Source organism: Bifidobacterium sp. SO4 (genome assembly GCF_018555355.1).
GTDB lineage: Bacteria > Actinomycetota > Actinomycetes > Actinomycetales > Bifidobacteriaceae > Bifidobacterium > Bifidobacterium miconisargentati.
The window spans coordinates 44,769-71,061 of the sequence record NZ_JAFEJP010000004.1 but is presented as its reverse complement, the minus strand read 5'-3'; the positions used below and the strand labels follow the sequence as shown (position 1 = coordinate 71,061).

Sequence of the window (26,293 nt, the reverse complement as noted above, 5' to 3'; positions counted from 1 at the left end):
AGTATCCATCAGAACTTGCGCCACAAGCGCGAAGTACCTACCCCATCGGCGGCTCCCATCCGCCAAGTCAAGAAGAAGTAGCAAGCAATGACTGAAAACACGCACCACGATCCGGCAGCGCTCGACAAGCTCACCGAACCGTTCACCGTACTGCCGAACGAAAACCCCGCATCCGATGAGAAGCGCCAGTCACTCATCGACAAGCCGGCTTTCGGCCAGGTGTTCTCCGACAACATGGCCCACATGACCTGGACCAAGGGCGAAGGCTGGGGCGATCGCCGCATCGAGCCGTACGCGCCGCTCAAGATGGATCCGGGTGCATCTGTGCTGCACTACGCTCAGGAATGCTTCGAAGGCCTCAAGGCTTACCGTCACGCCGACGGCTCCACCTGGCTGTTCCGCCCGGACGCGAACGCCGAGCGCTTCCAGAACTCCGCCAAGCGTCTGTACCTGCCGGAACTGCCGATCGACGACTTCATCGGCTCCGTGGCCGCACTCGTCAAGCGCGACGCCAACTGGGTTCCGTCCCGTCGCGAGTACACGCTGTACATGCGTCCGTTCATGTTCGCCTCCGAGCCGTTCCTTGGCGTGCGCGCCCCGCAGGAGGTCGATTACTGCGTGATCGCCTCTCCGTCCGGCCCGTACTTCCCGGGCGGCGTCAAGCCGGTGAGCATCTGGGTTGAGGACAAGTGGTTCCGCACCGGCCCCGGTGGCACCGGCTTCGCCAAGTGCGGTGGCAACTACGCCGCCTCCCTGCTTGGCGAGTACACCGGCATCGCCAACGGCTGCGAGCAGGTCTGCTTCGTCGACGCCGCCACCAAGACCTACCTTGAGGAGCTTGGCGGCATGAATATGATGGTCGTGCACAAGGACGGCCACGTCGAGACCCCGTCCCTGACCGGCAACATCCTGCCGGGCGTGACCCGTCGCTCCCTCATCCAGCTGCTGCAGGACGACGGCCACGATGTGGTCGAGACGATGATCGCCCTTGAGCAGCTGCTCGAGGACATCAAGTCCGGCGAGGTCACCGAGGTGTTCGCCTGCGGCACCGCCGCCATCATCACCCCGATCGGCCGCTTCAAGTCCGAGAAGTTCGACGTGACCGTCGCCGACGGCGGCTCCGGCGAGCTGACCGTGGCCCTGCGCAACCAGCTGCTCGGCATCCAGCTCGGCGAGATCGAGGATCCGCACAACTGGATGTGGAAGGTTTGCTGAGAGGCTTCGAACATCCGTTCGCCGGGGGTGTCGTGAGGCCAATGATTCCAACGGTTTTCAGGTACCCCGATTAGAGGCGGAAATGGGTGGGAAAGCTCGGTTAGCAACATGTAGCAACAAACCTGCGTTTTGAGGTTCCGGGCCAAGCCCGCGACACGCCCTGCATCGATGCGTTCGGTGCGGGGCGTGTCGCGTTTTCTGAACAGGTGTTCGAGCGATTGGCTTCGACGGTGAGGTTGGCGGGAATGGAGTTAAGCGTGTCACTAATGATTCCAAGGTGACTTTCCATATTTAACACAGATATTGCGAGATAAACTCAATTGGACTTGCCATGTCGACATAGTTGGAAAGTCTGATCTGCCGCAAACTAGTGGCATGGCAAAAGTGATAGTTGACGTCATCCGCGGACTCATCGATGATGAAGCGTCTATCCCAGACGCAGGTGGGACATCATAGACAAGTCGCAATCCTATGCATCTCTCCGCATCAAGGAAGTGTTTCCTTAGAGCACCGACGAGATAGAAAAACTTGCGAGGTTCCTCGGGCATTTCAGCGGTTTCGTTTTGGCCGATATGTTTCGCGCAATCGAACACACAACATAGCCGATAGAATGACTGAGTAATGCCTGAAGAGAGCGAAGGAGCTTCCAATGAGCAACCAGCAACCGCAGAACATTCCTCCGCGAATGCCGGCGAAACCGACTCCAAAGACAAACCCGATGACTCAAAACGTATCATTGCAGCTGTGGGTAGTGCTAGTGATCGCAGCCGCGGCACTCATTGTCGGATTGGTTGGCGGTCTGGGCGGCATGTTCTTGTATGCGACACCAGTGATAAGCAAGGCGAAAACGGATTACGCCAATGAAGTCACTTACTCGCAGAAGCTTGAGAAACAGGTACAGGATTCTCAGGCGAGCATCGACTCGTTGACGCAGGAAAACGCCGACCTCAGCCAGCAATTGGAGGAATTGCAGCCAACAGCCAATGATGGCACGACCGGACTGACCATCATGGAACGGAACGTGGTCAACAGCGGTAGCACCATTCTGATTGAGTACGTGGTTCGCAACGACACGAACAAGACCGCCGATGAAATATCGATGGATTTCCGGTTTCTCGATGCCCAAGGAAACACCGTCAGTAGTGGCGCATGGACGAACAACGCCAGCGTCGAACCTGGCAAGACCGGAATCGTGACCGCATACGGAGGATTCCAGCGCGACGATCATCCAAGCATAGTGGGCGTGCAGGCAGAAAAGGCTTATATAACCATCAACGGGGAGGAATACTCCGTTGACTTGCCTGATAATGAGCCGGTGGTCAACTTCTGAGATATCTAAATGACGGATTCTCTTATGGGCTATAAGAGAATCCGTACCGTTGTGCGGTATCCACGCCTATCCGTTTAGATCTATTGAGTGGGGCATTTTAGAGAGCAGGGAGAAAACCATGAGTGACCTGCGAGACAAGGTAAGCTTTATGCAAATAACGAGAGACAAAAGTCGAATCGCTGGTCGAATTATATGTGGACTAGTAACCGCTATGATGATGACCACCGTCCTTTCAGCGTGTAGTTCAGAGTCGAGAACGGAAGAAAAAGGCTCTGATTTGCCGACGTTGGCAACCATCGCCCGTGAATGCGATATTCACTTCTTCTACAAAGAGCAAGGGAAATGGTCGTTGAACGCCGTCACCGGTGACGAGTTTGATTGCGTGGTCGAAAGGGGTCTTCCAACCAAGGTCGCCGATTCCATCACCGAAGCGCAGGCGTCAGGTGATAAAACTAGCGGCAACGCCAAACTCGACGGCAGATCATACCAGTGGTCGATAAGCGGCATCGAACCGCGTATAACCATCAACGAAATGTGATCCAAACCAGATGTTCTGTTCCCCTGTTTTAGGGGAGCAGAACCACTTAATATGGAGGTAGCCTATCCGTCTAGTCCGAGGAAGGGTTTCCTGTCTCCCACGGGGTTCTTGTCTTCTACTTGATTCAATTCGGGTCGAGCCTGTCGCCGTGGTCTCCGTCCTCGACATCAATTTTTCCATCGGAACATTGTGATAACGTTCGTCCACCTCTATCAGGGAATGGCCGACAATACGTTGATGATGTCAGAATTCACGCGCATGCTGAGCCGGGGTGATACCTTGCTGTTTACCGCACTCGTGCACTTAACGGTGTTCTAGGTCAGGTCTCTGCCTTTCTCATCAGATTCCTGGGCATCTTGCGATCGTCGTTGGCGTTGATAGGAAACCCTTCCCTGCGGTAGAACATACAGACCATGAAGGTTGGGCGTCCTGCGTTGCTTCCAGATACCGGTGTATGAATACCTATTTGTGGTATTCGCCTCTATGTGATTTTAGTGGTGTCAACATGAACCGCTTATACAAGTGGATCATGTTGTATTCTACCGGGTTGAGCCGCCGTGCTTGCGAGTACATCGATGATTTGGTTTTGCCGTACGGGTAATCGCAATGAAGTCAGACAGGCCGCGCCCGTGATCCCGGTTCAATTCCTCCGACTTCCAGCTCGCCGTATATATGTACCTGCCCATATGCCGATATTGAACTCGCATAGCTTCAAATCATCTAATGCCGCGCCAAGCATCTTGCTCTATCTCATGCCGGCTACAGAATGCGCCGCCATTCACGCACGCCGATTGTTATGTCGTCATGTAATGCTTTGAAACATGGCTCTCGTTTGCTCTGTGTTTATGCGTAACGATTTCGCGGTCCGCTTCGCCTGTCAGTGGAAGCATTCGAACAAAAGTCCATTCCGCAATATTCCGCAACAAACTTGATTTTTGGTTGCGGAATGACACGCCGACAGCCCCGTACCGGTCATGAGCCAGGCGGGGTTGTTGTGCTCTTGGTTCCCTTGGCTGAAGCTGAATATGAGTCCTAATTCCTAGCGGCTTCGATGGCGATGTCAGCCAGAACTGCTTTTTGCAATATCCATTTCTAATTTGCGGTATGTGGCTCTGTATCGTACCCCCGCAGGCGATTTTGAGTATTGATTTGGCTGGCGGGGCATGGGGTTGCGCCACGGGAGCTGTCTTATGGGCGTTTTCCGGTTACGGGGGCACATAGCCCTGAGCCAAGAACCGCATGATTCCGCCATTTACGCTGAACAGCACGATTCGGCCCGGAATGTGGGCTTGCCCCTATAAGCTGCTTTTGTGTGATTCACGGCTGCGGGGGCAGCCTTGGTCAGGCGGTAGAAAGCCGATAGACAATACAGTCGTATTCCGTATGCGATCTATTGAGACAGTGATCGTGAGAAAGGGAAGGAGACGTCCAAAGCCTTTGCAACGACTGCTGTGCTGGGTCGATGCAGGTATAGTGGGATAGCGTTGGAGCACCATCGTTGAATAAGAACCAAGGGAACCGGTCATGAGCGAAGCTGGGGTTGGCGCGAGTCGTCATGATGCGCAATATCACTTGCCGGAAGGGTTCGAGCACTGCTCGAAGCTGAAACCGGTGGAGGAAGCGGCGACGGCGCTGGACCGGGTCAAGGCCGTGGTGGATGTGCTGTATTCGCCGGGCGGATGCCCATGGGATGGGAAGCAGACGAACGAGTCGCTGCTCAAGAATCTGCTTGAGGAGACCTACGAATATATCGACGCCGTGGAAACCCATGATCGTAACAACATGCGTGAAGAGCTCGGCGACGTATTGCTACAGTCCGTGTTCCAGGCGCGCGTCTGCGAATCTGACGCCGAGGATCCGTTCGATATCGATGAGGTTGCCGATCGACTGGTGAACAAGCTCATCACTCGGCATCCGCATGTGTTTGCGGCTGATGATTCCGCCGGCGCTACCGATACCGGCAGGATCGACGGGGAAGAAGCCTCCGATTCCGAATCCCCGGAAGCCGTGCTGGCGCTATGGGAAAAGATGAAGCAGCAGGAAAAGCATCGCAAATCCGTGTTGGAGGGCATTTCCCGAGCGCAGGGCGCGTTGCCTCGGGCGGCCAAGGTCGTTTCCCGCATCTCCAAATCGCCGAACGCCGCTGTATTGTTCAAGGCATTTGATGAGTCGGAGCGGCGTGATGGTCAATCTGACGATGGTCGGCAGTCAAGCACGGAGCAAAACGGATTCGGAGCGCCTTCCACCGGTTCCGAAGGTGCCTCCGCAGCTTCGAAGGCCGACGCCTATGCCGATGAAATCCTAGGCATCGTACGCAGGGCCCGCATTGATGGCATCGATATCGAGTCCGCATTGCGCAACCGTCTCCGTGATGTCGAATCTCGCGTTGCGGCCATCGAATCCGAAACCATCTACGGTGGAGACGTTTGCATATCCCGCGATTCGCGTTGAACCTCAAGCTCATCAGGCAAGGCTTGAGGTAGGCTCGGGTACGGTAATCATCGCCGGATCGTGCCAAGCGGGGCGGGCACAGGCGAACCGGAAGCGGTACGGGAGGGAAGCTACTCATGCAGCAGGTGGCGTTGGAGAGCAATGCGGTGTTCGTGAGTATCGAATATCTCGCCATCCTGTGCTGGGGCCTGTCCGGAGGCCTTTCGGCGATCAAGAAGGGCTATGACGACATCTTCTCCATCATGCTGTGCGGCTGGGTGACGGCTCTCGGCGGCGGTCTCTTCCGTGACGTGATGCTCGGCGATCTGCCGCCCGTGGGCATCACGGACAAGGGCTATGTACTCACCACATTGCTTTCCGGCGTGATCGCGGTGTTCGCGCACCCCGAAATCAAAAAACTCAAATGGACGATGACCCTCATCGACGCCCTGGGACTGGGCCTGTTCGCCGTCAGCGGCACGGAGAAGGCCCTGGCATTCGGCACTTCCGGCATGACCGCCATATTCCTGGGCATGTTCACGGCCATTGCGGGTGGTCTGGTCCGCGACCTCTTCCTCGGTGATGTGCCGATGATCATCCGTGACCGTCACCTGTACGCCGTCCCCTCGTTTGTCGGATGCATCCTGACCGTATTGGTCTGGCGTGGCGCCGAGCATGGCATGTTCGACCTGCGCTCCGAAATGATGTTGGATGTGCTGATCGTCGTCGTGGTGGTGCTGATTCGGGTGCTGTCGGTGGCGTTCAATGTGACGATGCCCGGCGCCCTGCATCGCACCCATGTGTATCTGCCGGAGCGCCGGTACCTGAAGCGTCCGGTCATTCATCCCCATGTCGATGAGGATGAAGCCGATGAGGAGGAAGCCGATGACGATGACAACGAGAACGGTCGGGGACGGCAATAAAAAAATCCCGCGAATCACGAGGACTCGCGGGATTTTTCAAACCTTAGCGGTATTCAGCTCACAGAGCGTTGATCGCGTTGGCCAGGCCGGACTTGCGGTTGGCGGCCTGGTTCTTGTGGATCACACCGGCGCCAGCAGCCTTGTCCAGCTTCTGGGCGGCGACCTTGTAGGCGGCCTCGGCGGCGGCCTTGTCACCGGCGGCGATGGCTTCGCGGGTGGCGCGGATGGCGGTCTTCAGGCCGGACTTCACAGCCACGTTGCGAAGGTGCGCCTTCTCATTGGTGAGCACGCGCTTCTTCTGCGACTTAATGTTTGCCACGTTTACTCCAAACGATGTGTATTACAAGGACATACAAAAGTATGAGGATAGCACGAACCCCGGAAAAACCCGCGCGAAGCCACGCCGCATACAGCCCCTCGGCTAGAATAGGACAAGTTTGAGTAATTCCAAGAGGAGGAATGTAGTTGGTCGTCCAACACAATCAGCCGGGTTCCACCGATCAGTCAGTGATTCGCAACTTCTGCATCATCGCGCATATCGACCATGGCAAGTCCACCGTGGCCGACCGCATCCTGCAGCTGAGCGGCATTGTGCCGGAGCGTGAGATGCGCGACCGCTTCCTCGACCGCATGGACATCGAGCAGGAGCGCGGCATCACCATCAAGTCCCAGGCCGTGCGCGTGCCGTGGACGTTCGACGGCACCGAATACACGCTGGGCATGATCGACACCCCGGGCCACGTGGACTTCACCTACGAGGTCTCCCGCGCGCTGGCCGCATGTGAAGGCGCGGTGCTGCTCGTGGACGCCACCCAGGGCATCGAGGCGCAGACCCTGTCCAACCTGTACATGGCCATCGACCATGACCTGACCATCATCCCGGTGCTCAACAAGATCGACCTGCCCTCCGCCGAACCGGACAAGCACGCCGAGGAGATCGCCGGCCTGATCGGCTGCGAGCCGAGCGACGTGCTGCGCGTGTCCGGCAAGACCGGCGAGGGCGTGGCCGAACTGCTCGACCGCATCGTGCTGGAGGTGCCCGCACCCCACGGCAACCCGGACGCCCCCGCCCGCGCGCTCATCTTCGACTCCGTGTACGACTCGTACCGCGGCATCGTCACGTACATCCGTATGGAGGACGGCGAGCTGCACGACCGCGAGAAGGTGCACATGATGGGCATCGGCATGACGCACGACCCCATCGAGATCGGCGTGATCAGCCCGGACATGACCCGCACCAAGGCGCTCGGCGCCGGCGAGGTCGGCTACATCATCACCGGCGCGAAGGACGTGAGCCAGTCCAAGGTGGGCGACACCCTGACCTCCGCCGTCCGCCCCGCCACTGAACCGTTGCCCGGCTACCGCGACCCCAAGCCGATGGTGTACGCCGGCCTGTTCCCGATCGACAATGCCCAGTTCCCCGAACTGCGCGACGCGCTCGACAAGCTCAAGCTCAACGACGCCGCCCTCATCTACACGCCGGAGACGTCCGTGGCGCTGGGCTTCGGCTTCCGTTGCGGCTTCCTGGGCCTGCTGCACATGGAGATCGTCAACGAGCGACTCTCGCGCGAGTTCGGCCTCGACCTCATTCAGACCGCCCCGAACGTCACTTACGACGTGACCGCCGAGGACGGCTCCGAGCACCATGTGACCAATCCGAGCGAGTTCCCGGACGGCAAGATCAAGAAGATCGTCGAGCCGATGGTCGCCGCGGACATCATCACCCCCAAGGAGTTCATCGGCGCGGTCATGGACCTGTGCCAGGACCACCGCGGCCAGATGGGCACGATGGAATACATCTCCACCGACCGTGTGGAGATGCACTACCGCATCCCGCTGGCCGAGATCGTGTTCGACTTCTTCGACCAGCTGAAGTCCCGCACCAAGGGTTATGCCTCGCTTGACTACCACGAGGACGGCGAGCAGACCGCCGACCTCGTCAAGGTGGACATCCTCATCCAGGGCGAGAAGGTGGACGCCTTCAGCGCCATCGTGCACCGCGACAAGGCGTATGCGTACGGCGTGATGATGACCAAGAAGCTACGCGAGCTCATCCCGCGCCAGCAGTTCGAGATTCCGATCCAGGCCGCGATCGGCTCGCGCATCATCGCACGCGAGAACATCCGCGCCCTGCGTAAGGACGTGCTTGCCAAGTGCTACGGCGGCGACATCACCCGTAAGCGCAAGCTGCTCGAAAAGCAGAAGGCCGGTAAGAAGCGCATGAAGATGCTCGGCCATGTGGAGGTGCCGCAGGAGGCGTTCATCGCCGCCCTGTCCACCGGCGAGGACTCCAACGACCGCGACACCAAGGACAAGATCCGCGCCGCGCAGAAGACGGAAGGCTGAGCCGTTAAGCGGATAGTCCTGTGGACTGTCCGTAGGCTCAGCCTGAGTGAGACGATAGTCGAGCGAAGGTCGGATTGGGGCCGAGTGTAGCGAGGTCCTTTCTTGCAGGGCCGGAGGAGATGCCGTTAAGCGGATAGTCCTGTGGACTGTCCGTAGGCTCAGCCTGAGTGAGACGATAGTCGAGCGAAGGCAGCATTGGGTCCTCGCGTAGCGAGGTCCGTAATTGCAGGACCAGAGGGGAGCCAGTTTTTACGAACAGGCTCCCCTCAGTCTCACTTCGTTCGACAGCTCCCCTCGGAGAGGGGAGCTTTGACTGGATTGGCTCCCCTCTCCGAGGGGAGCTGTCAGCGTAGCTGACTGAGGGGAGTCATGTATGACCTTCGAGGTCTACATCCACGTGCCGTTCTGCATGCGGCGCTGCGGATATTGTGATTTCAACACGTATACGGCCACGGATCTCGGTGCGGGGGCTTCGCGGGGCAACTACGCCAACATGGTCATCCGCGAGATGGAATTGACCAAACAATGGCAGGTCGACCACGGCATCGAGGAGCCAGCGGCCGCTACGGTGTTCTTCGGTGGCGGCACTCCCACCATCCTTGCGGCGGACGACCTCGTGGCCATGCTGGACTCCATCCGCCGCATCTGGGGCATCGCGCCGAACGCGGAGATCACCACCGAAGCCAACCCGGACACCGTCAACGAGTACTACATCAACCGTCTCGCCGAAGGCGGCTTCACGCGCATCTCCTTCGGCATGCAGTCCGCCGTGCCGCACGTGCTCAAGACCCTCGACCGTACGCATACGCCCGAGAACGTCGCCGCCGGCGTGCATGCCGCCAACAAAGCCGGCCTGCGCTCCAGTGTGGACCTTATCTACGGAGCGCCAGGGGAGAGTCTCGACGATTGGCGCACCTCCGTCAAGACTGCCCTTGACCTCGGCGTCAACCACATCTCCGCATATGCGCTGACCGTGGAACCCACCACCAAGATGGGCCGTCAGATCGCGGCCGGCACCCTGCCCAAGCCGAACGACGACGACGAAGCCGCCAAATACGAGATCGCCGACGACCTGTTCACGGCAGCCGGCCTCGAATGGTACGAGGTATCCAACTGGGCGTGGCCGGGCTATGAGAGCCAGCATAACTTGGGTTATTGGCGCAATGTGGACTGGGCCGGACTCGGTCCGGGGGCACACAGCCATTACAATGTTGTGGCGAACGATGATGACCGTCCCAGGCCGGCCGCACCGGTAACTCCTGTCAGCGGAGATGTCGATGGTCGTGTCGACGATGACGAAAACCGATTGAATGGTGCTCGAGCAATGGGAGCCCATGCCCTGCGTGCCTGGGACATCGCCCATCCGCGGCTGTGGGGCACCGCCATCAACGAGCACCGCATACCGTGGGGCGGCAGCGAGGGAATCACCCCGACCGAAAACCTCGAGGAGCTCATCATGCTCGGCCTGCGCATCCGCGAGGGCCTCGATCTCGCTCGCATCAATGACGCCATCGCCGCGATGGGGGAGTCGTCTGCTATGGCCGGTGCCGGAGAGGCGTTGAAACCCATCGAAGTGGTCCAACTGCAGCCGATGGTCGAGGAAGGCCTCATCTCCATCACGCCCGATGCCGATGGGCATAACCGCGTCATCCCCACGCGCAAGGGCCGTCTCCTCAACGACGCCGTCATCGAAACGTTCTTCGACCTCGCCGGTATCTAGGATCATGCGATCCGGGCTGGTGCCTGCTCAATCCGGACCGGTGGCCGCTATTCCGTGGTTTCCACGCCACGCAGCAAGGTATGCGTGTAATCATGCAGTTGCACGCGACTGAGCGCGTGCCCGCGCAGATACGCCCAATCGAGCACGAGCATCACCGTGTTCGCGTAATGGTCGGCGATCAGGTCCGCCGGTAGCGTGAACCGGTCGCGGTCGATGCAGCTGCGGATGATCTCACGTGCCTGACGCTCGATGAAGCCGTGCAGGCTGGAGAACAGCGGTCCCTCGGGTGGGTTGTTCCCGAGGATCGCATGCAGCAGCTCGGTGTTGGATTCCAGCAGATCCGCCATGGCGTCGAGCGCCGTGTCCACGCGATGCTCGGGCGCGGCCGATGCGAGGTCGGCAAGATCGGCCTGTTTGGACAGTGCGGTCCAGCAGTAGGTGAGCAGGTCGTCGCGGTCCTCGAAGTAGTTATAGAACGTGGCGCGCGGATAGCCGGCGCGTTCGCATAGTTCGTTGACGCTGATGTCGGCGAACGGTTTTTCGGCGAGCAATGCCGTGATTGCCTCGAAGAATGCATCGAGCGTGCGTTGCGTGCCGCGTGTGATCTTGCCGTTGAGGTCTTTCTTCATGACTCTTCAGCATATCCTATCGTCCAGAATTTTGCACTTGTCTAAATCTGTGTTATATTGACAACTGTAAAAATATGGACGATTGGAAAGTTGGATATCATGACGAACGACACGACCGTAACGCCGCCGCTGGTCGCCAAGCCGCTGACCCTGCCCTGCGGCGTGACGGTCAAGAACCGGTTCTACAAGTCCGCGATGAACGAGGCGCTCGCGGGTCGCGACTGCGCGCCGACCGAAGCGCACGTGCGTCTGTACCGCACTTGGGCAAACGGCGGCGCGGGCGTGCTCGTCACCGGTAATGTGATGGTCGATCGCATGCAGCTGGGGGAGCCCGGCAACGTCGCCGTCGAAGGCGAACGCGACCTCGCCATGCTGCGCCGATGGGCTGCCGCCGGCACCGAGCACGGCACGCACTGCTGGATGCAGATCAATCATCCTGGCCGTCAGTCGCCTATCACCATCAATCGTCATCCCCTCGCCCCGAGCGGCGGCAAGGTTGATGGCGACTACGGCCGGTTCTTCGCCGAACCCACCGAACTGACGAGCGATCAGATCCACGACATCATCCGTCGGTTCGCCAACACCGCGCGCATCGCCAAGAAGGCCGGCTTCACCGGCGTGGAGATCCACGCGGCGCACGGCTACCTCATCAACCAGTTCCTTTCGCCGCTCGATAACCGTCGCACCGACGAATATGGCGGCAGCCTTGAAAACCGTGCCCGCTTCCTGTTTGACGTGTTCGACGCGGTGCGCGAGGCGGTCGGTCCGCACTTCCCGGTCGCGGTGAAGCTCAACTCGTCCGACGTGCCGATCGCCGTCAAGATCAACGAGCGGAACGGTGCGCCGGGCGGATTCAACGAAGAGGAATCCATCTGGGTCATGAAGCAGCTCGAAGCCCGTGGCGTCGACCTCATCGACATCTCCGGCGGCACGTACTCCAAGCCGGTCATCCAGACCAACGACGGCGCGGCCGAGGACCGCCGTCGCGGCGTCTACTTCACCGACTTTGCCCGCCGCGTCAAAGGCGAGCTGACCGTGCCGGTCGCCCTGACCGGCGGCTTTCGTTGCGCGGCCGACATGGAACGCGCGCTTGGCGAGGGCATCACGCAGATGATCGGTTTCGCGCGTCCTCTGGCGATCGTGCCCGACATGCCGAACCGCATCATCCGTGACGGCTGGCGAAGCACTGTGGCGTTGCCGAGGATAACGACCGGCATTAAGGCGCTTGATAAGGCGTTCGGCGGCATCCTGGTCATCAGCTGGTTCGAACTGCAGATGAACCGCATCGGCCGCGGGCGACGCCCCGACCCACGCATCGGCGGTATGCGTGCGTTGCTCTTCGTCGTCAGACAGCACGGTCCCGCCGCGCTCACCCCGCGCCGCCGCAAAGGGCACCAGTGATGCCCCGAGGACGCCAACGGCCGACTGGAACGGGCCATCGTATGCATCGAAACGGTGCACGCGGAAATGCAGGAAAGGACAGTGTAATGGACATCGCCATCATCACCGGCGCATCATCCGGTCTTGGCCGCGAATTCGCGCGGCATATCGCCGGCCGATATCAGCGGATCGATGAGATCTGGCTGATCGCGCGCAGGCGCGAACGCCTCGAAGCGCTTGCGTCGGAACTTGCCTCATCGACGCACGCGGCCCTGCGCGTCGTACCGCTCGACCTTGCCGATTCCTCCAGCTACGGCAGACTCGGCAAACTGCTGGCCGGCACCAAGCCGGTGATACGTGTGCTCGTCAACAACGCCGGTTACGAGCGCGAGGGCCTGCTGCGTGACATGAAACCGACCGACATGCTCGCGATGATTGATCTCAACGTCAAAGGGGTGACGATGGTCAACCGTGTATGTCTGCCGTACATGAGCCGGGGAAGTTTCGAGATCGTCACCGGCTCGGTGTCCGCATTCGCGCCGATGCCGTGGCAGGCGGTCTATGGGGCCAGCAAGGCATACGTGCGCTCGCTCGTGTTCGCGATTCGCGAGGAGGAGCGCCCTCGCGGCGTGAACATCATGCTGCTCAGTCCCGGCAACATGGACACCGAAATGAACGTGCGCGGTTCAGGCGGCGGCAAAATCGGCATGCTGCCGTATCTGGACCTTGCCGGGACTATCAAACGGTCGTTGAGTCTCGCGGAGCGCGGCTGCGGCGAATACACGCCGATGACGTTCTATAAGGCGTACCGTTTGGCGGCCAAGATTGTTCCCGCAACGCTTATGGCGCAGCTTACTCGCCTGAACTCGGGCGGCACGAATGGTCGGGGTCTATAGCATCGCGGATGGGACGGAGGAATTCCGCCAAAAGGCTTTGTATGTTCGCGTGCTGACGAACGTCGCGCGAACATACAAAGGATTTGAGCATCGGAATCGACTGTAAGTTCGCGCTGTGTTCGTTGGCGCGCGAACATACAGTCGATTCGGTGGCCACGTCGATGTGTGGAAAACCCGCTGCCTGTGAATGCTTCTGGTTGATGCGGCGTAAATCATTGTTTGCAACCAGGTCATTCGAGGCGCGTGAGAGCATATCGTCCAAGTGCCGGTCGATGGTTGACCGCCTGACATGGATGCCGTTCATGCCGGCGAAATGAACACCTGCGTGGCCTCTGTTCATTGCAATGCGCCGAAGTATCCCGGATAATGTGTGCGTGTTAAATAGACACTCTGTTGTCTGATTAACGTCCGACATGTTCGACGGAAATCATCCGGAAAGGATTCGGCATGCGCAATGTGTGGAAGGTGTTCGCGCGGGATGCGCGGCGGGTGCTCGCCGTGCCGTTCGCGGTGCTGCTGCTCGTCGCCTCGTGCGTGATCCCGGGACTCTACTCCTGGCTCAACGTGACCGCGAATCTCGATCCGTACGCCCTGACCGGCAACGTGCCGATCGCCGTGGCGAACAACGATTGCGGCACCTCGGTCAACGGCAAGGACATGAACTTCGGCGACCAGACCATCACCGAACTCAAGAAGAACCACGACCTCGGCTGGCGGTTCACGGATGAGAACACGGCAATCGACGGCGTGGAATCCGGCGACTACTACGCCGCCATCATCATCCCCAAGGACTTCAGCGCGGACATGACCAGCGTGCTGCAGGGCACCGTCATCCGTCCGCGCCTCGACTTCTACGTCAACGAGAAGGCCAACTCGCTCTCGCCGCGCGTGGCCGAATCCGGTGCCGAGGCCCTGGAGAAGCAGATCAACGAATCCTTCGTCACCACCGTGAGCGCCACCGTGACCCGCGAACTGGCCAAGGAGGCCGGCGCGGCCAACGACAAGCTCGACGGCACCGCCGACACGTTGGACGGCAAGCTCGCCGAAGCCCAGCAGAGCATCGCCGACGCCCGCACCGGCATCACCGGCGCACAGGCGTCCATCGACTCCTCCCGTAAGACCATCGCCCAGGTGCGACAGGACATGACCGCGCTCGCGGGTCGTGCGGACACGCTCGCCGGCTCCATCGACGGCACCGCCAACGACATCAGCGCGGCACGCGGCGGACTGGCCGCCTTCGGACAATCCGCGAACGGCGCGATCGGACAGGCCCAGACCGGACTCGGCACGCTCTCCTCGCACGCGGGCAATGCCGTCGGCTCCATCAACGGCAGCGCCGCCGACCTCTCCGGACGTGTGGACGGCATGCTCGCCACCCTCGAATCGGCCAACGACCGACTCGGCGACGCCATCGACGCCATGGAATCCGACCCCGAACTCGCCCAATCCCAGGCCCTGCAGCAAGCCAAGGAACACCAGCAGGCCATCGAGGTGCAGATCGCCACCCTGCAAGGCATCAACAACGAGCTTCCCGGATCGCTGCAGGCCTCGGGCGACAAGATCACCTCATCGCTCGACTCACTCACGAAGAAGACCGAAGACCTCTCGCGCATTTTCGGCGAAGCGTCGTCCAAGGCAAGCCAGGGACTCGACGCCGTCTCGACCAGCCTCACCGGTCTGTCCGGCGCGGTCGGCGGCGCCGCGCAGGAACTCAAGGGCATGGATTCGAACCTGGCCCAGCTGAACGCCACCCTCGAATCCACCGCCACCGTGATGAAGCAGACCGACGACCAGCTCGGCCGCGTGTACGAGTCCGTGAACCGCACCCGCAACGACTTCGCCGTGCTGCGCGCCGGCGAGGCCTGGGCTAGGCTCAAGGGCCTGTCCGGCGTGGACGCCGACTCGGTCTCCGAATTCCTCGCATCCCCGGTGGAACTGGATTCGCGCGACTATTACCCGGTGAAGAACTACGGTTCCGCGGTCGCCCCGTTCTTCACCAGCGTGGGCTGCTGGGTGGGCTCGTTCGTGGCGCTCACCCTCTTCAGGCAGGACGCCGACTCGGACGGCATCGAAGGACTCACCGCACCGCAGGCGTTCCTCGGCCGTTGGCTGTTCATGATGCCGCTCGCCATGCTGCAGGGCGTGGTGATCTCGGTGGGCAATCTCCTCATCGGCATCCAGTGCGTGGCCCCCGCCGCCTACATCTTCGCCACGATGGTGTGCTCGATGACCTACGTCTCGCTGGTGTACAGCCTGGTCATGCTGTTCCGGCACATCGGCATGGCGTTGAGCGTGATCATCCTGATCCTCCAGGTGCCGGGCGCGGGAGGCATGTACCCCATCGAGATGATGCCGCGCTTCTACCGCCTGCTCAACCCCGTGCTCCCGTTCACCTACGGCGTCCAGGCGCTGCGCGAGCCGATCGGCGGCTTCTACGGCAACGACTACTGGACCGACCTGGGACGCACCGCCCTGTTCGCCGTGGTATTCCTCCTGGTTGCCGTGGCATGCCGACCGGCGCTGGCGAACCTCAACGACCTGTTCACCCGCGAACCTGCGGACACCGACCTGGTCAACGTCAGGAAGGTGGAGGTGGTCGGCGCGGACCGCAACGTGATGCGCACCGTGCGCAAGATGATGAACGACCCGACCTGGGGCGTCGGCGTACGCCGCCGCGCCGCATCGTTCGAACGCTGGTACCCGTACGCCAAGCGCATCGGATTCCACCTCATCTGGGCCATCCCCGTGGCCTTCCTCGCCGTGATGATGGTCACCGGCCCGCGCATCGGGTTCCTGGTGGCATGGCTGATCGCCGTGCTGACCATCGACGTGGCGCTCATCGTGGCCGAATACCTGCACCTCAACCTGCCGCGTCAGGCGGAGGAAACCCGCATGGACATGCGCGAGCTCATGCAGACCATGCAGACCAAACTCGGAAAGGCGATTCGCTGATGCGTAACATCTGGACCATCTTCACCGGAGACATCCGGCGCGCGGGCGGCAGCGTCATCGCGCTCATCATCTCCATCGGCCTCATGCTCATGCCCTCGTTCTACGCATGGTTCAACATCTACGGCAGTTGGGACCCGTACAGCAACACCGGCGGCATGAAGGTGGCCGTGGCCAATGCGGACAAGGGCTATCAGGGTGACATGCTGCCCGCCGCGGTCAACGTGGGCGACCAGGTGGTCAACGCCCTGCGCGCCAACGACGACCTCGACTGGACGTTCGTGACCGCGGACGAGGCCAAGGACGGCGTGCGCAGCGGCGAATACTACGCCGCCATCGTGATTCCGAAGGACTTCAGCTCGAACGTGTTCACGCTGTTCACCAGCGGGGGAGGAGCCTCCGGCAGCATCCGCCACGCCCGGCTCGTGTACTACTCGAACCCCAAGAAGAACCCGATCGCCTCCACGGTCACCAACCAGGGCGCCTCCGCCGTGCAGGCGCAAGTCAACGACACGCTCACCTCCACCATCGCCACCACGCTCATCGGCACGATGGACTCCGTGCTCGACTACCTTGACACGGACCAGAGCGGCCGGTCCGTCGCCACGTTGAGCGCATCGCTGCGGCAGGAATCCGAGGACCTCGCCTCGGCGGCTGAATTGAGCGCAAGCTACGCGGGACTCACCCGATCGGCGGCCTCCATGCTGCAGACCTCGTTGAAGGCGATGGATGGATCCAAGTCCTCCCTCTCCGGCCGCCAGACCGACATCGACGGCCTTACGGCTAAGCTCGACAAGGCCTCCGACGCCATCGACCAGGCCAACGCCGGCATGTCCGCCGGACTTGGATCACTGGCGGATGCCTTCGAAACCACCGGCTCGGACGTCTCCGCCGCGCTCGGCAAGCCGGCCGGCGCCGCGAACGACATGGCCGCGCGACTGCGCGCCATCTCCACCGACAAGGTGCGCCCGATGATCGCCAGCCTCACCGAATACCGGGACACGCTCGCCGGACTGCAGGGGCAGGCGCGCACGGACGCCGCCAAACACGCGCTCGGACTGGCCATCAAGGACGTGGACCGGACGCTCGCCAAGCTCGAGGCATACGACGCCAAGCTCAACGCGGCCGCCGACAGGGCCGTGGAAGGCGGTGCCGCAGCCGAACAGGCCGCCAAGGACATCCTCGACGAGGCCAACGTCTCGGCGCAGTCGATCCGCGACCTCGACAAGTCCTACCAGGCCAACGTCGTGACCCAGATGGGCAAGGTCTCCACCTCGGCGCGGCAGACCGGCAAGGATGCCGCCGCGCTCGTCACCGATGCGCGTTCGATGATCGCCGACGTGACCGGAACCACGCAATCCGGCGGACAGAGCGCGGGCGACGTGCTGGAGACCATCAAGGGGACCGCGTCCAAACTCGATGAGGCGCATGACACGCTTGCGGAGCAGTCAGGCAAACTCGCCCAGGCCGCGGACGCCATCGACGAGGCGATGGCCTCGGGCGGCGTGGACCAGGTGCGCAAGCTGTTCGACCAACCTGCCGACACGCTTGCCGCGGCCATGACCTCGCCGGTGACGCTCAACCGCAAGGCCATCTTCCCGGTGGCCAACAACGGCTCGGCCATGGCGCCGTTCTACACGCTCATGGCCATCTGGGTGGGCGTGATGTTCCTGGGCATCATCATGAAGCCGAACGTGTCCGAGAAGACTGTGGCCACGCTGCACAACCCCAAGGGCTGGCAGCTGTACATCGGACGCGGCATGACCTTCTCGCTGTTCGCGCTGGCCCAGACCACGATCCTGGGACTGGGGGACCTGCTGTATCTGCGGGTACAGACCGTGAACCCGTTCCTGTTCATGCTGTGCCTGTGGTGGACGGCATTCGCCTGCAGCGTGTTCATCTACACATTGGCCGCCGTGTTCGGCAACATCGGCAAGGCCGTGAGCACAGCCCTGATGATTGCGCAGATCGCCGGCACGGGCGGCACGTTCCCCGTGCAGATGCTGCCCGCCGGATTCCGTGAAATCTACCCGTACCTGCCGTTCTCGCACGCCATGACCGCGTTGCGCGAGACGGTCGCGGGTTTCTATGGAAGTACGTATTGGGAGCAGATGGGTCGCATGGGCATCTACCTCGCGGTGGCCCTGCTCATCGGCATCCCGCTCTACACCTCCATCAGCCGAGCCATGTCCCGCACCAACGATCTGGTGGCGAGCACGGGGGTAATGGGCTAGGCCGTAAGCGGACAGTCCGGTGGACTGTCCGCAGGCCTAGCCTGAGCGAGGCGACAGCCGAGCGAAGGTCGGATTGAGCCCGGCCGCAAGGCCGGTCCGTTCTTGCAGGGGCCGAAGGCGAGCCGTGAGGCAATCTAACAAGCTAAACCAAGCATGCAGATGACGATTAATCCTTCTGCCGTACGGGTTTGCTGTGTTCTGGTGTCCTTGGCTTCCTTTGTCGGGACGGTGCCGTGAGGCAAACGGCGGGGCCGTTTGTGGGCGATGTGCGGGGCGACGGCCGGGCCGATAGGCCGCGAACGGAGTTCGTCGTTGATGCGGGACGGGCTGTCGCCGGGGCCGACTGAGGGGAGTGCCGTGGTGGTGCACGTGCGCGCGGAAAAAGAATGAAGCGGACGTCGTTGTCCGATATATTCACTTATACCCGGATTGCGATCCGGTCTGTTGAATTATCGAATCTTCAGTTATGCGACCATATCCGGTCGGGGGAGGAACGCCGTTTGGCGTATCTCAGGGCGCTATGTTGGGCGTCGTGGCGAAGCCGTTGGTTCAGCGGGCGTTCTTGTCGACGTCGTTGATGATGTCGGCCATCACCTTGGAGTTGGACATGCCGGCCTGGGCCATGGAGTTGACGCCGTACATGGCGAGACCGCGCAGCATGGAATCCTTGATGGACATGATGTGTTCCTTTCGTTAGGCCAAGGCCCTGGGCCTTGAGCTCTTTTTTGTTCGGCTTCTTTCTGAAACCGGTTTCAGAATAGCGCGGCGGACCGTCCCCCGCAAGTGACCGTGTGGTCATCGGCGTTTCGCCCGGAATTCCGCCGTTCTTACTCCCACCTCAATCGAACCGGTTCGAGATTGTTGCGGTCGGGTTACGGGGGATATGTGGGCGTTCTTTTGTCGGCGATACCATCGGCCGTCGCCCTTGTGCCGCCGTCTTCCTATTGTTGGGGAAAAGAGAAACATCGTAACGGTTCAAAGGGGAGAACATGGCGAAAAGCACGGGGCGCGCACGCCCGGTCATCAAGGACGTGGCCAGGCTGGCCGGCGTATCCGCGCCGACCGTCTCCCGTTACCTCAACGGCACCGTGAACGTCACCGAGGACAAACGCCGCCGCATCGCCGAGGCCATCAAGGAACTCGGATACGAGCCGAGCGTGGTGGCGCGCGCCCTGTCCAACCGGGAGATGGATTCGGTGGTGGTCTTCGCCGCCAATCCGGACGCCTTCTCCACCTCCGCCACCAATCACGGCGTGGAGGCCGCCGCGCGCAAACGCCGGTTCCTCGTCACCATCGTCTCGCTGGACGAGTCGGACATGGATTCGGTTGAGGCCCGCGTGCGCATGGGCCTGGCCGTGCGTCCGGCAGGCGTCATCGTGTACGAATACGGATGGGCCGGCGTCGAGGCGCTCAAATGCCTGCCCAAGGACATCCCCACGGTGGTGGTGGGTGGCGGCTTCGGCGATGGCGACTACCAGGTCATCAACGCCGAACGTGATGGCGGCCGCTGGATGACCATGCATCTGCTGGATCTGGGGCACGACACCGTGTTCCATGTGGCCTGGGACAGGGAGACCGGCGACAATTCCCGTACGAACGGCTGGCGTGATGCGCTTGAGGAGCGGGGCATCGACGTGCCGGAGCCGATTCTCGTGCCGGCCGGCGACCTCAGGAAGGCCGTGGCCGCGGGCAAGGCCCTGGGGCGCCGCAAGGACGTGACTGCCGTGTTCGCCGCCAGCGACGAGATCGCCATCGCGGTCATGAAGGGACTCCGAGAGGCCGGTCGGCGCGTGCCGCAGGACGTGAGCGTGGTGGGCTTCGACGACATGGACTTCGACGCCATGTGGGAGCCCCCGCTGACCAGCTACACCCAGAACTTCCACGAGATGGGGGAGCGGGCCTTCCGTATGCTCTACGACCAGGTGCGCGCCAAGCGCGCCGGCCATGAGCCGCCGCAACCCCAGGTCGAAGTGGTCCAGGGCAAGCCGCGCCTGCGCGCCTCCGAAACCTCGCCGATTCGCTGATCCGCGGCGTTCCGGCCGTGAACCGGAGACGCCGCGGATCGCTTCCGCATCTCACCGCAATGGTACGCGGCGGGCGCATGGGCGTGCGTGGCGGGAGGTCACCACAGCACGTCGATGGGGGCGGTCGTCTTGTTGGTCTCGATGATGCGGCAGATCTGCTCGGGCGTCTCCTTGCAGCCGCGGCGGATCCACAGCCAGATGATGGAGGAGACGGCGGAGACCAGGATCTCCATCGCATAATCCGCGGGGATGCCGTTGTAGTTGGTCTTCGGCTCGGCTCCGAAATGCTGCGCCTGCGTGATGATGAGACGCTTGAGCACGGCCTTGACGCGGTCGTAGAGCTGCATGTCGTTGCCGGAATGGGAGATCGCGTCGAAGAACGCGAAATCGTCCTTGACGTAGTGCAGCGCCTTGGCGATGGACTCCTCCTTGAAGGCGTCGCATATGGCCCTGCCGTCCGCCGTCACCACCTGCCCGTCCCCGTCGGCGTTGTCGATGAGGATCTGCGTGAGATTGTCGATGGCGTCGTCGATGAGCTGCTGGCGCAGGTCGAACTTGTCGATGTAATGCATATAGAACGTGCCGCGATTGATGCCGGCCGTGCGGGCGATGTCGCTGACCGTCAACGAGTCGAAGCCCTTGGTTTGGACGAGCGACGTGAACGCCGCCTTGATCTTCGCCTCGGTTTTGGTGTTGCGTTTGCCGGCCATGTGATCCTCCTTTGCGTCATGCCTCCATCATCATAACAACACGTTGTTGATTTAAAGCCCGAATCACCACTTTTCGCCAAGGTGTCCAGATTGGACGTTTTGCCCGAATGTGGTCATTGACGCCCGTTTTTCCGTGGCTTTACGATGCAAATAAATCAACACGTTGTTTATTCAGCGTTGTACTGCACGGAAACGGATGCACCAACATGGCATACATCGAAATGGTCCACAGCTTCAAGCGCTACCACATGGGAAGCACCACCATCACGGCCAACAACGACGTCAGCTTCGGGATCGAGAAGGGTGAACTCGCCATCATCCTCGGCTCGTCCGGCGCGGGCAAATCGACCGTGCTCAACATCCTGGGCGGCATGGACACCAACAGCGAGGGCCAGGTCATTATCGACGGCAAGGACATCTCGAACTACACCGCCCACCAGCTCACCGACTACCGCCGCTACGACATCGGCTTCGTCTTCCAGTTCTACAACCTCGTGGCCAACCTCACCGCCAAGGAGAACGTCGAACTCGCCTCCGAAATCGTGAAGAACGCGCAGGACCCGGTCCAAACGCTCATCGACGTGGGCCTCAAGGACCGCATCGACAACTTCCCGGCCCAGCTCTCCGGTGGCGAACAGCAGCGCGTGGCCATCGCCCGCGCCGTGGCCAAGAACCCGAAGATCCTCCTGTGCGACGAACCCACCGGCGCGCTCGACTACAACACCGGCAAACAGGTGCTGCGGATACTCCAGGGCCAGAGCCGTGAAAAAGGCGCAACCGTGGTCATCGTGACCCACAATTCCGCCATCGCACCCATCGCCGACCGAGTGATCCACATGCACGACGCCCGTGTCAAATCCATCGAAACGAACGAGCATCCGATGGACATCAAGGATCTGGAGTGGTGAACATGACCGATTTCACGGACTTCATCGAACCGGACGAATCGCAGGGTCCGGGCGCTGGAGCGCGGACCCGCGCGGCCAAACGCAAACACCGCAACGGCCCTCCGCGCAAACGCATGCTCTGGAAGGACATCCGCATCACCCTGTCCAAAACCAAGGGACGGTTCATCTCCATCGTGAGTCTCATGGCATTGGGCTCGTTCGCCCTCGTGGGACTGTTCGTCACCGGGCCAGACATGCAGATCACCGGCACCGAATTCTACGGCGGCAACAACCTCGCGGACGTCACCGTCATCAGCGATTACGGGCTGACCCGGGACGACGAGGACATCATCCGCACCACGGACGGCGTGCGTCAGGCCGAATTCGGCTATTTCAAGGACGTGACCATCGCCGGCAGCGAACACAGCCTGCGCATCTACTCCACGCCGCGCACGGTCTCCACCTACCAGGTTGTGGAAGGCCGGCTGCCGGCCAAAGACGGCGAAATCGCGCTCGACGCCAAGGAACGCGACCGGTTCGCGGTCGACAGCACCATCACCATCGACGAACAGCCGGACATCGCCGGCGACACCGTCCTCACCCATACGAAATTCACCGTGGTGGGCTTCGTGAACTCCAGCGAGGCCGTATCCAACCTCAACATGGGCCAATCGACCGCAGGCAGCGGCGAACTCAACGGATACGCCGTGGTGCCCGCAACCACCTTCGACTCCGACGTGGCCATGATCGGCCGCGTGACCTTCACGGACACGCAGGATGTGGACTATTGGACCGCCGAATACCGCGACCGCGTGCAGGCCCACAAGAACACGCTCACCAAACGTCTGGCCAACCAGCCCGAGGCGCGCGCCGCCTCCATCAAGGAGGACCGTCGCACACAGATCGACAAGGCGCAGCAGCAGGTGGACGACGCCAAGCAGCAGCTCGCGGACGCCGAACAACAGCTCGCGGACGCCAAAACCCAGATCGAGGACGGCAAGGACCAGATCACCTCCGGCTCGATCGAAGCCACCGAACAGGCCTCCGCCGCGCTCGCCGAACTGTCCGGCGGACTGGCGCAGATCGCCTCCGCCGGCTCCACCATCACCTCCGCCCAGACCCAACTCGCGGCCGCAGCCCAACAGCTCACCCAAGGCCAAAGCCAGCTCGATTCCTCATGGCAACAGCTGGTCCAGGCCAAAACCCAACTCGACCAGGCGCGCGCAGTACTCGACGCCGTCAAACCCGTGCTGGACAAGACCGGACGGCTGCTGGCCCAATGGGAAAGCACCGGCCTGACCGGTCCGCTGTACCGTGACCTCGCCGGCAAATACGCGCAGGCCATCGACGCCTACAACGATGCCGTGGCCGAATACAACAACGCGCTGGCACAATACCAGAACGGCCTGCAGCAATGGCAGGACGGCGCCTCGCAGCTCAAACAGGGCAGCGCGGAATACCAGAAGAACGCGGCGGCGCTCGCGGACGCCGGCAGACAGCTCGCCTCCAAGCAGTCCGAACTCGGACAGGCCGTCTCCCAGGCCGCCGGAACCGCGTCGGGCGGTGCGGCTCAGCTCATCGAAGGGCAACGCCAAATCGAAAAGGCCGAGGACGAGTACGACGCCAAGAAGCAGGAATACGAGGACGCCAAGCCCGAAGCCGAACGGAAGATCGAGGACGCCGAACGACAGATACGGCTCGCCCGCGAAAAAGTGGACACGCTCGAAGTGCCGGCCTACTCCATCGACGGCCGACGCGAGGGACTGACCTCGGAAGGCTACCGCGTCTACGAGATCATCGCCGGCATCGTCAATAAACTCGCGATGATCTTCCCCGTGTTCCTCTACCTCGTGGCCGCGCTCGTCACGTTCACCACCATGGGACGCATGGTGGACGAGGAACGCACCAACTCCGGCACCTTGAAGGCCCTCGGCTACCACAACAAGGACATACTCAGGAAATTCACGTTCTACGGGTTCACCGCATCCACCCTCGGCACCGTCATCGGCGTCGCGGCCGGACACACGCTGCTGCCGCTCATCGTGAACCACGCCTACAGCACCGGCTTCACCATGCCGCGCATCGCGCTCGCCTTCCACCCCGTGATCACCGTGGTGGCGTTCGCGGCCGCATGGATCAGTGCCGTGGTGCCCGCCACGTTGGCCGCCGCCCGCGAACTGAAGGAGAAACCGGCCGCACTGCTCCTGCCGAAGCCTCCCGCCAAAGGCTCGAAGATCTTCCTCGAACGAATCACGCCCCTATGGAACCGACTGAACTTCACCCGCAAGGTGACCGCCCGCAACCTGTTCCGCTACAAATCACGCGGATTCATGACCATCTTCGGCGTGGCCGGCGCCGTCTCGCTCCTGACCGCGGGCCTCGGCGTGCAGGCATCCATCGGTCAGATCAGCGAACGCCAGTTCAGCGAACTCATCCACTACGACCTCATCGTGGCCGAGAAACCCGACAACAACGACGAGCAGCGCGCGAGCGTGGCCAAGGCCATGAAGTCGTCCGCGGTGAGCGAATCCATGCCGATCCGCTACGAGGAGCTCACCAAAACGGCCGGCAAGGAGGACGACAAGCAGTCCATCACCCTGCTGGTGACCGACGACGCCTACAATTTCGGCGACTACATCACCCTGCGCTCGCGTGCGGGGCACGCGCCCCAGGTGCTCACCGACCGCGGCGCCATCATCTCGGAACGCATGGCGGACATGCTCGGCGCGCAGGAGGGGGACACTATCGCCGTCACCGACTCCACGGGCGCCGAACGCAAGGTGCGCGTGGACGGCGTGACCGAAATGTACATCGGACATTTCATGGTCATGTCCTCCGGCGGCTACGAGCACATATTCGGCGAGGACTACCAGTCGAACGCCTATCTGGTGTGTCTCAAGGACCCGAGCATCGCCAATGCCGGCAAACAGGGCGCCCGGTTCATGAAGAACGACGGGGTCAGGGGAGTGGTGCAGAACACCACGATGAAGAACCAGGTGGCCACCATCGTCGACTCACTCGACCAGATCATGGAGGTGCTCATCCTCGTGGCCGGCCTGCTGGCCGTGGTGATCCTGTACAACCTGACGAACCTGAATGTCTCCGAACGCATCCGCGAGCTGTCCACCATCAAGGTGCTCGGCTTCCACACCAACGAGACCACCATGTACATCTACCGCGAAACCATCGTGCTCTCGGCGCTCGGCATCCTTGCCGGCTATGGGTTCGGTGCGGGACTGCACCGGTACATCATCACCGAGGTGCCGCCGGACGAGGTGATGTTCGACCCGGCCTTGGGCTGGCTCGCGTTCGTGGCACCCCTCGTGCTCATCGCCGTGGTGCTCGCCGCGCTCGGCTGGGTGGTCCACCGGCGCCTCAGGACCGTGGACATGCTCGCCGCCCTCAAGTCCGTGGAGTGACGTGAGCGGTGTACTCTACCTGTTCACGGGCTCTACGGAGGAGACGAAGCGGATGTGACGGTTGAAGAAATTCACGATGAGTCCGGTGATCGCGGCGGCAATGATCGTGCCGATGCCAAGGCCGTTGAGCCGGCCGAAGAAGAGGAACGAGAGCACGCCGGCGATGACGATCAGCGAGATGTCGAAGCAGACCTTGACCGTGCCGAAGCGCACCTTGGTCACCATCGAGAACGCGCGCACGATGCCCTCGCCGGGCACCATGATGAGCTTGGGGGAGACCTCCATGCAGATGCCGAACGCCAGTAGCGCCGTGCCCAGCAGCAGGCCGATGCCTCGCAGCCACCATTCGGCGGGGGAGAACCAGGTGAGCAGCATCATGCTGACGTCGAGCGTCGCCGCGAACCAGAACGTGACGGCCAGCTGCAGGTACTGCACCGGATGGAAGTCGCGGCGCAGCAGCAGGATCTCGATGGCCACGAATATCGCGTTCATCGCGAACGTGGTGACGCCGAAGCTGATCCAGGGGAACCTGAGCGTCACCACCCATGCGATGCTTGAAATCGGCGAGGTACCGAGGTTGCTTTTGGTGATGAGGGCGATGCCGAAGGATTCGATGGCAAGTCCGGCGAGCATCGAGACCAGGCGCTTGATGAAATATGGCAT

At 61.6% G+C, this 26,293-nt stretch carries 19 protein-coding genes; 14 read left to right on the top strand and 5 right to left on the bottom strand.

Annotated features, from left to right (window positions below; genetic code table 11):
* Positions 1-87 precede the first annotated feature (87 nt).
* The 5 genes from JS536_RS04355 (at position 88) to JS536_RS04335 (ending at position 6,436) form a co-directional block, all read left to right on the top strand.
* A complete protein-coding gene (locus JS536_RS04355) occupies positions 88-1,215 on the top strand; it encodes a branched-chain amino acid aminotransferase (protein WP_214355928.1) in 1,128 nt (375 codons plus the stop codon).
* A 649-nt stretch (positions 1,216-1,864) separates the two neighbouring features.
* On the top strand, positions 1,865-2,545 hold the full coding sequence (locus JS536_RS04350; protein ID WP_214355927.1) for an FxLYD domain-containing protein: 681 nt from the start codon (positions 1,865-1,867) through the stop codon (positions 2,543-2,545).
* Between the two features lie 118 nt (positions 2,546-2,663).
* Positions 2,664-3,083, top strand: a complete 420-nt coding sequence (locus JS536_RS04345) for a hypothetical protein (protein ID WP_214355926.1) — start codon at positions 2,664-2,666, stop codon at positions 3,081-3,083.
* Positions 3,084-4,607: 1,524 nt separating this feature from the next.
* A complete protein-coding gene (locus JS536_RS04340; protein ID WP_214355925.1) occupies positions 4,608-5,534 on the top strand; it encodes a MazG family protein in 927 nt (308 codons plus the stop codon).
* A 116-nt stretch (positions 5,535-5,650) separates the two neighbouring features.
* The gene (locus JS536_RS04335; protein WP_214355924.1) at positions 5,651-6,436 is read left to right on the top strand and encodes a TRIC cation channel family protein; all 786 of its coding nucleotides are present in this window, start codon (positions 5,651-5,653) and stop codon (positions 6,434-6,436) included.
* Positions 6,437-6,494: 58 nt separating this feature from the next.
* Here JS536_RS04335 and rpsT read toward each other — a convergent pair whose 3' ends face one another.
* Positions 6,495-6,755 (bottom strand): 30S ribosomal protein S20, encoded by a 261-nt coding sequence (gene rpsT / locus JS536_RS04330; protein WP_214304841.1) that lies wholly within the window; start codon positions 6,753-6,755, stop codon positions 6,495-6,497.
* Between the two features lie 146 nt (positions 6,756-6,901).
* Between rpsT and lepA the strand changes: the two genes are divergently transcribed.
* Entirely contained in the window at positions 6,902-8,782 is a 1,881-nt protein-coding gene (lepA, locus tag JS536_RS04325) for a translation elongation factor 4 (protein ID WP_214304840.1), read from the top strand.
* Between the two features lie 373 nt (positions 8,783-9,155).
* A complete protein-coding gene (gene hemW / locus JS536_RS04320; RefSeq protein ID WP_214355923.1) occupies positions 9,156-10,502 on the top strand; it encodes a radical SAM family heme chaperone HemW in 1,347 nt (448 codons plus the stop codon).
* Between the two features lie 47 nt (positions 10,503-10,549).
* Here hemW and JS536_RS04315 read toward each other — a convergent pair whose 3' ends face one another.
* Complete coding sequence (locus tag JS536_RS04315; protein ID WP_214355922.1) at positions 10,550-11,131, bottom strand: TetR/AcrR family transcriptional regulator; 582 nt, start codon at positions 11,129-11,131, stop codon at positions 10,550-10,552.
* A gap of 99 nt (positions 11,132-11,230) precedes the next feature.
* Between JS536_RS04315 and JS536_RS04310 the strand changes: the two genes are divergently transcribed.
* From JS536_RS04310 to JS536_RS04295, 4 genes are all read left to right on the top strand, one after another.
* Positions 11,231-12,532, top strand: a complete 1,302-nt coding sequence (locus tag JS536_RS04310; RefSeq protein ID WP_214355921.1) for an NADH:flavin oxidoreductase/NADH oxidase family protein — start codon at positions 11,231-11,233, stop codon at positions 12,530-12,532.
* A gap of 86 nt (positions 12,533-12,618) precedes the next feature.
* Positions 12,619-13,407 (top strand): SDR family NAD(P)-dependent oxidoreductase, encoded by a 789-nt coding sequence (locus JS536_RS04305; protein WP_214355920.1) that lies wholly within the window; start codon positions 12,619-12,621, stop codon positions 13,405-13,407.
* A gap of 447 nt (positions 13,408-13,854) precedes the next feature.
* On the top strand, positions 13,855-16,359 hold the full coding sequence (locus tag JS536_RS04300; RefSeq protein ID WP_214355919.1) for a YhgE/Pip domain-containing protein: 2,505 nt from the start codon (positions 13,855-13,857) through the stop codon (positions 16,357-16,359).
* The gene (locus JS536_RS04295) at positions 16,359-18,590 is read left to right on the top strand and encodes a YhgE/Pip domain-containing protein (RefSeq protein WP_214355918.1); all 2,232 of its coding nucleotides are present in this window, start codon (positions 16,359-16,361) and stop codon (positions 18,588-18,590) included. Before JS536_RS04300 ends, JS536_RS04295 begins: the two co-directional genes overlap by 1 nt.
* A gap of 549 nt (positions 18,591-19,139) precedes the next feature.
* Here JS536_RS04295 and JS536_RS11965 read toward each other — a convergent pair.
* Complete coding sequence (locus tag JS536_RS11965; protein WP_274608213.1) at positions 19,140-19,268, bottom strand: hypothetical protein; 129 nt, start codon at positions 19,266-19,268, stop codon at positions 19,140-19,142.
* A 311-nt stretch (positions 19,269-19,579) separates the two neighbouring features.
* Between JS536_RS11965 and JS536_RS04290 the strand changes: the two genes are divergently transcribed.
* Positions 19,580-20,614 carry a LacI family DNA-binding transcriptional regulator gene (locus JS536_RS04290; protein WP_214355917.1) on the top strand — a complete coding sequence of 345 codons (1,035 nt, stop codon included), beginning with the start codon at positions 19,580-19,582 and terminating at the stop codon, positions 20,612-20,614.
* A 98-nt stretch (positions 20,615-20,712) separates the two neighbouring features.
* Here the strand turns inward: JS536_RS04290 and JS536_RS04285 are convergent, their stop codons facing one another.
* On the bottom strand, positions 20,713-21,324 hold the full coding sequence (locus JS536_RS04285; RefSeq protein ID WP_214304832.1) for a TetR/AcrR family transcriptional regulator: 612 nt from the start codon (positions 21,322-21,324) through the stop codon (positions 20,713-20,715).
* 206 nt (positions 21,325-21,530) lie between these two features.
* Here JS536_RS04285 and JS536_RS04280 point away from each other — a divergent pair, with 206 nt between their 5' ends.
* Positions 21,531-22,232 carry an ABC transporter ATP-binding protein gene (locus JS536_RS04280; protein ID WP_214355916.1) on the top strand — a complete coding sequence of 234 codons (702 nt, stop codon included), beginning with the start codon at positions 21,531-21,533 and terminating at the stop codon, positions 22,230-22,232.
* A gap of 2 nt (positions 22,233-22,234) precedes the next feature.
* Positions 22,235-25,630 (top strand): FtsX-like permease family protein, encoded by a 3,396-nt coding sequence (locus JS536_RS04275; protein ID WP_240544255.1) that lies wholly within the window; start codon positions 22,235-22,237, stop codon positions 25,628-25,630.
* A gap of 15 nt (positions 25,631-25,645) precedes the next feature.
* Here JS536_RS04275 and JS536_RS04270 read toward each other — a convergent pair whose 3' ends face one another.
* Positions 25,646-26,293, bottom strand: coding sequence for a DUF6198 family protein (locus JS536_RS04270; RefSeq protein ID WP_214355915.1), 648 nt, complete (start codon positions 26,291-26,293; stop codon positions 25,646-25,648).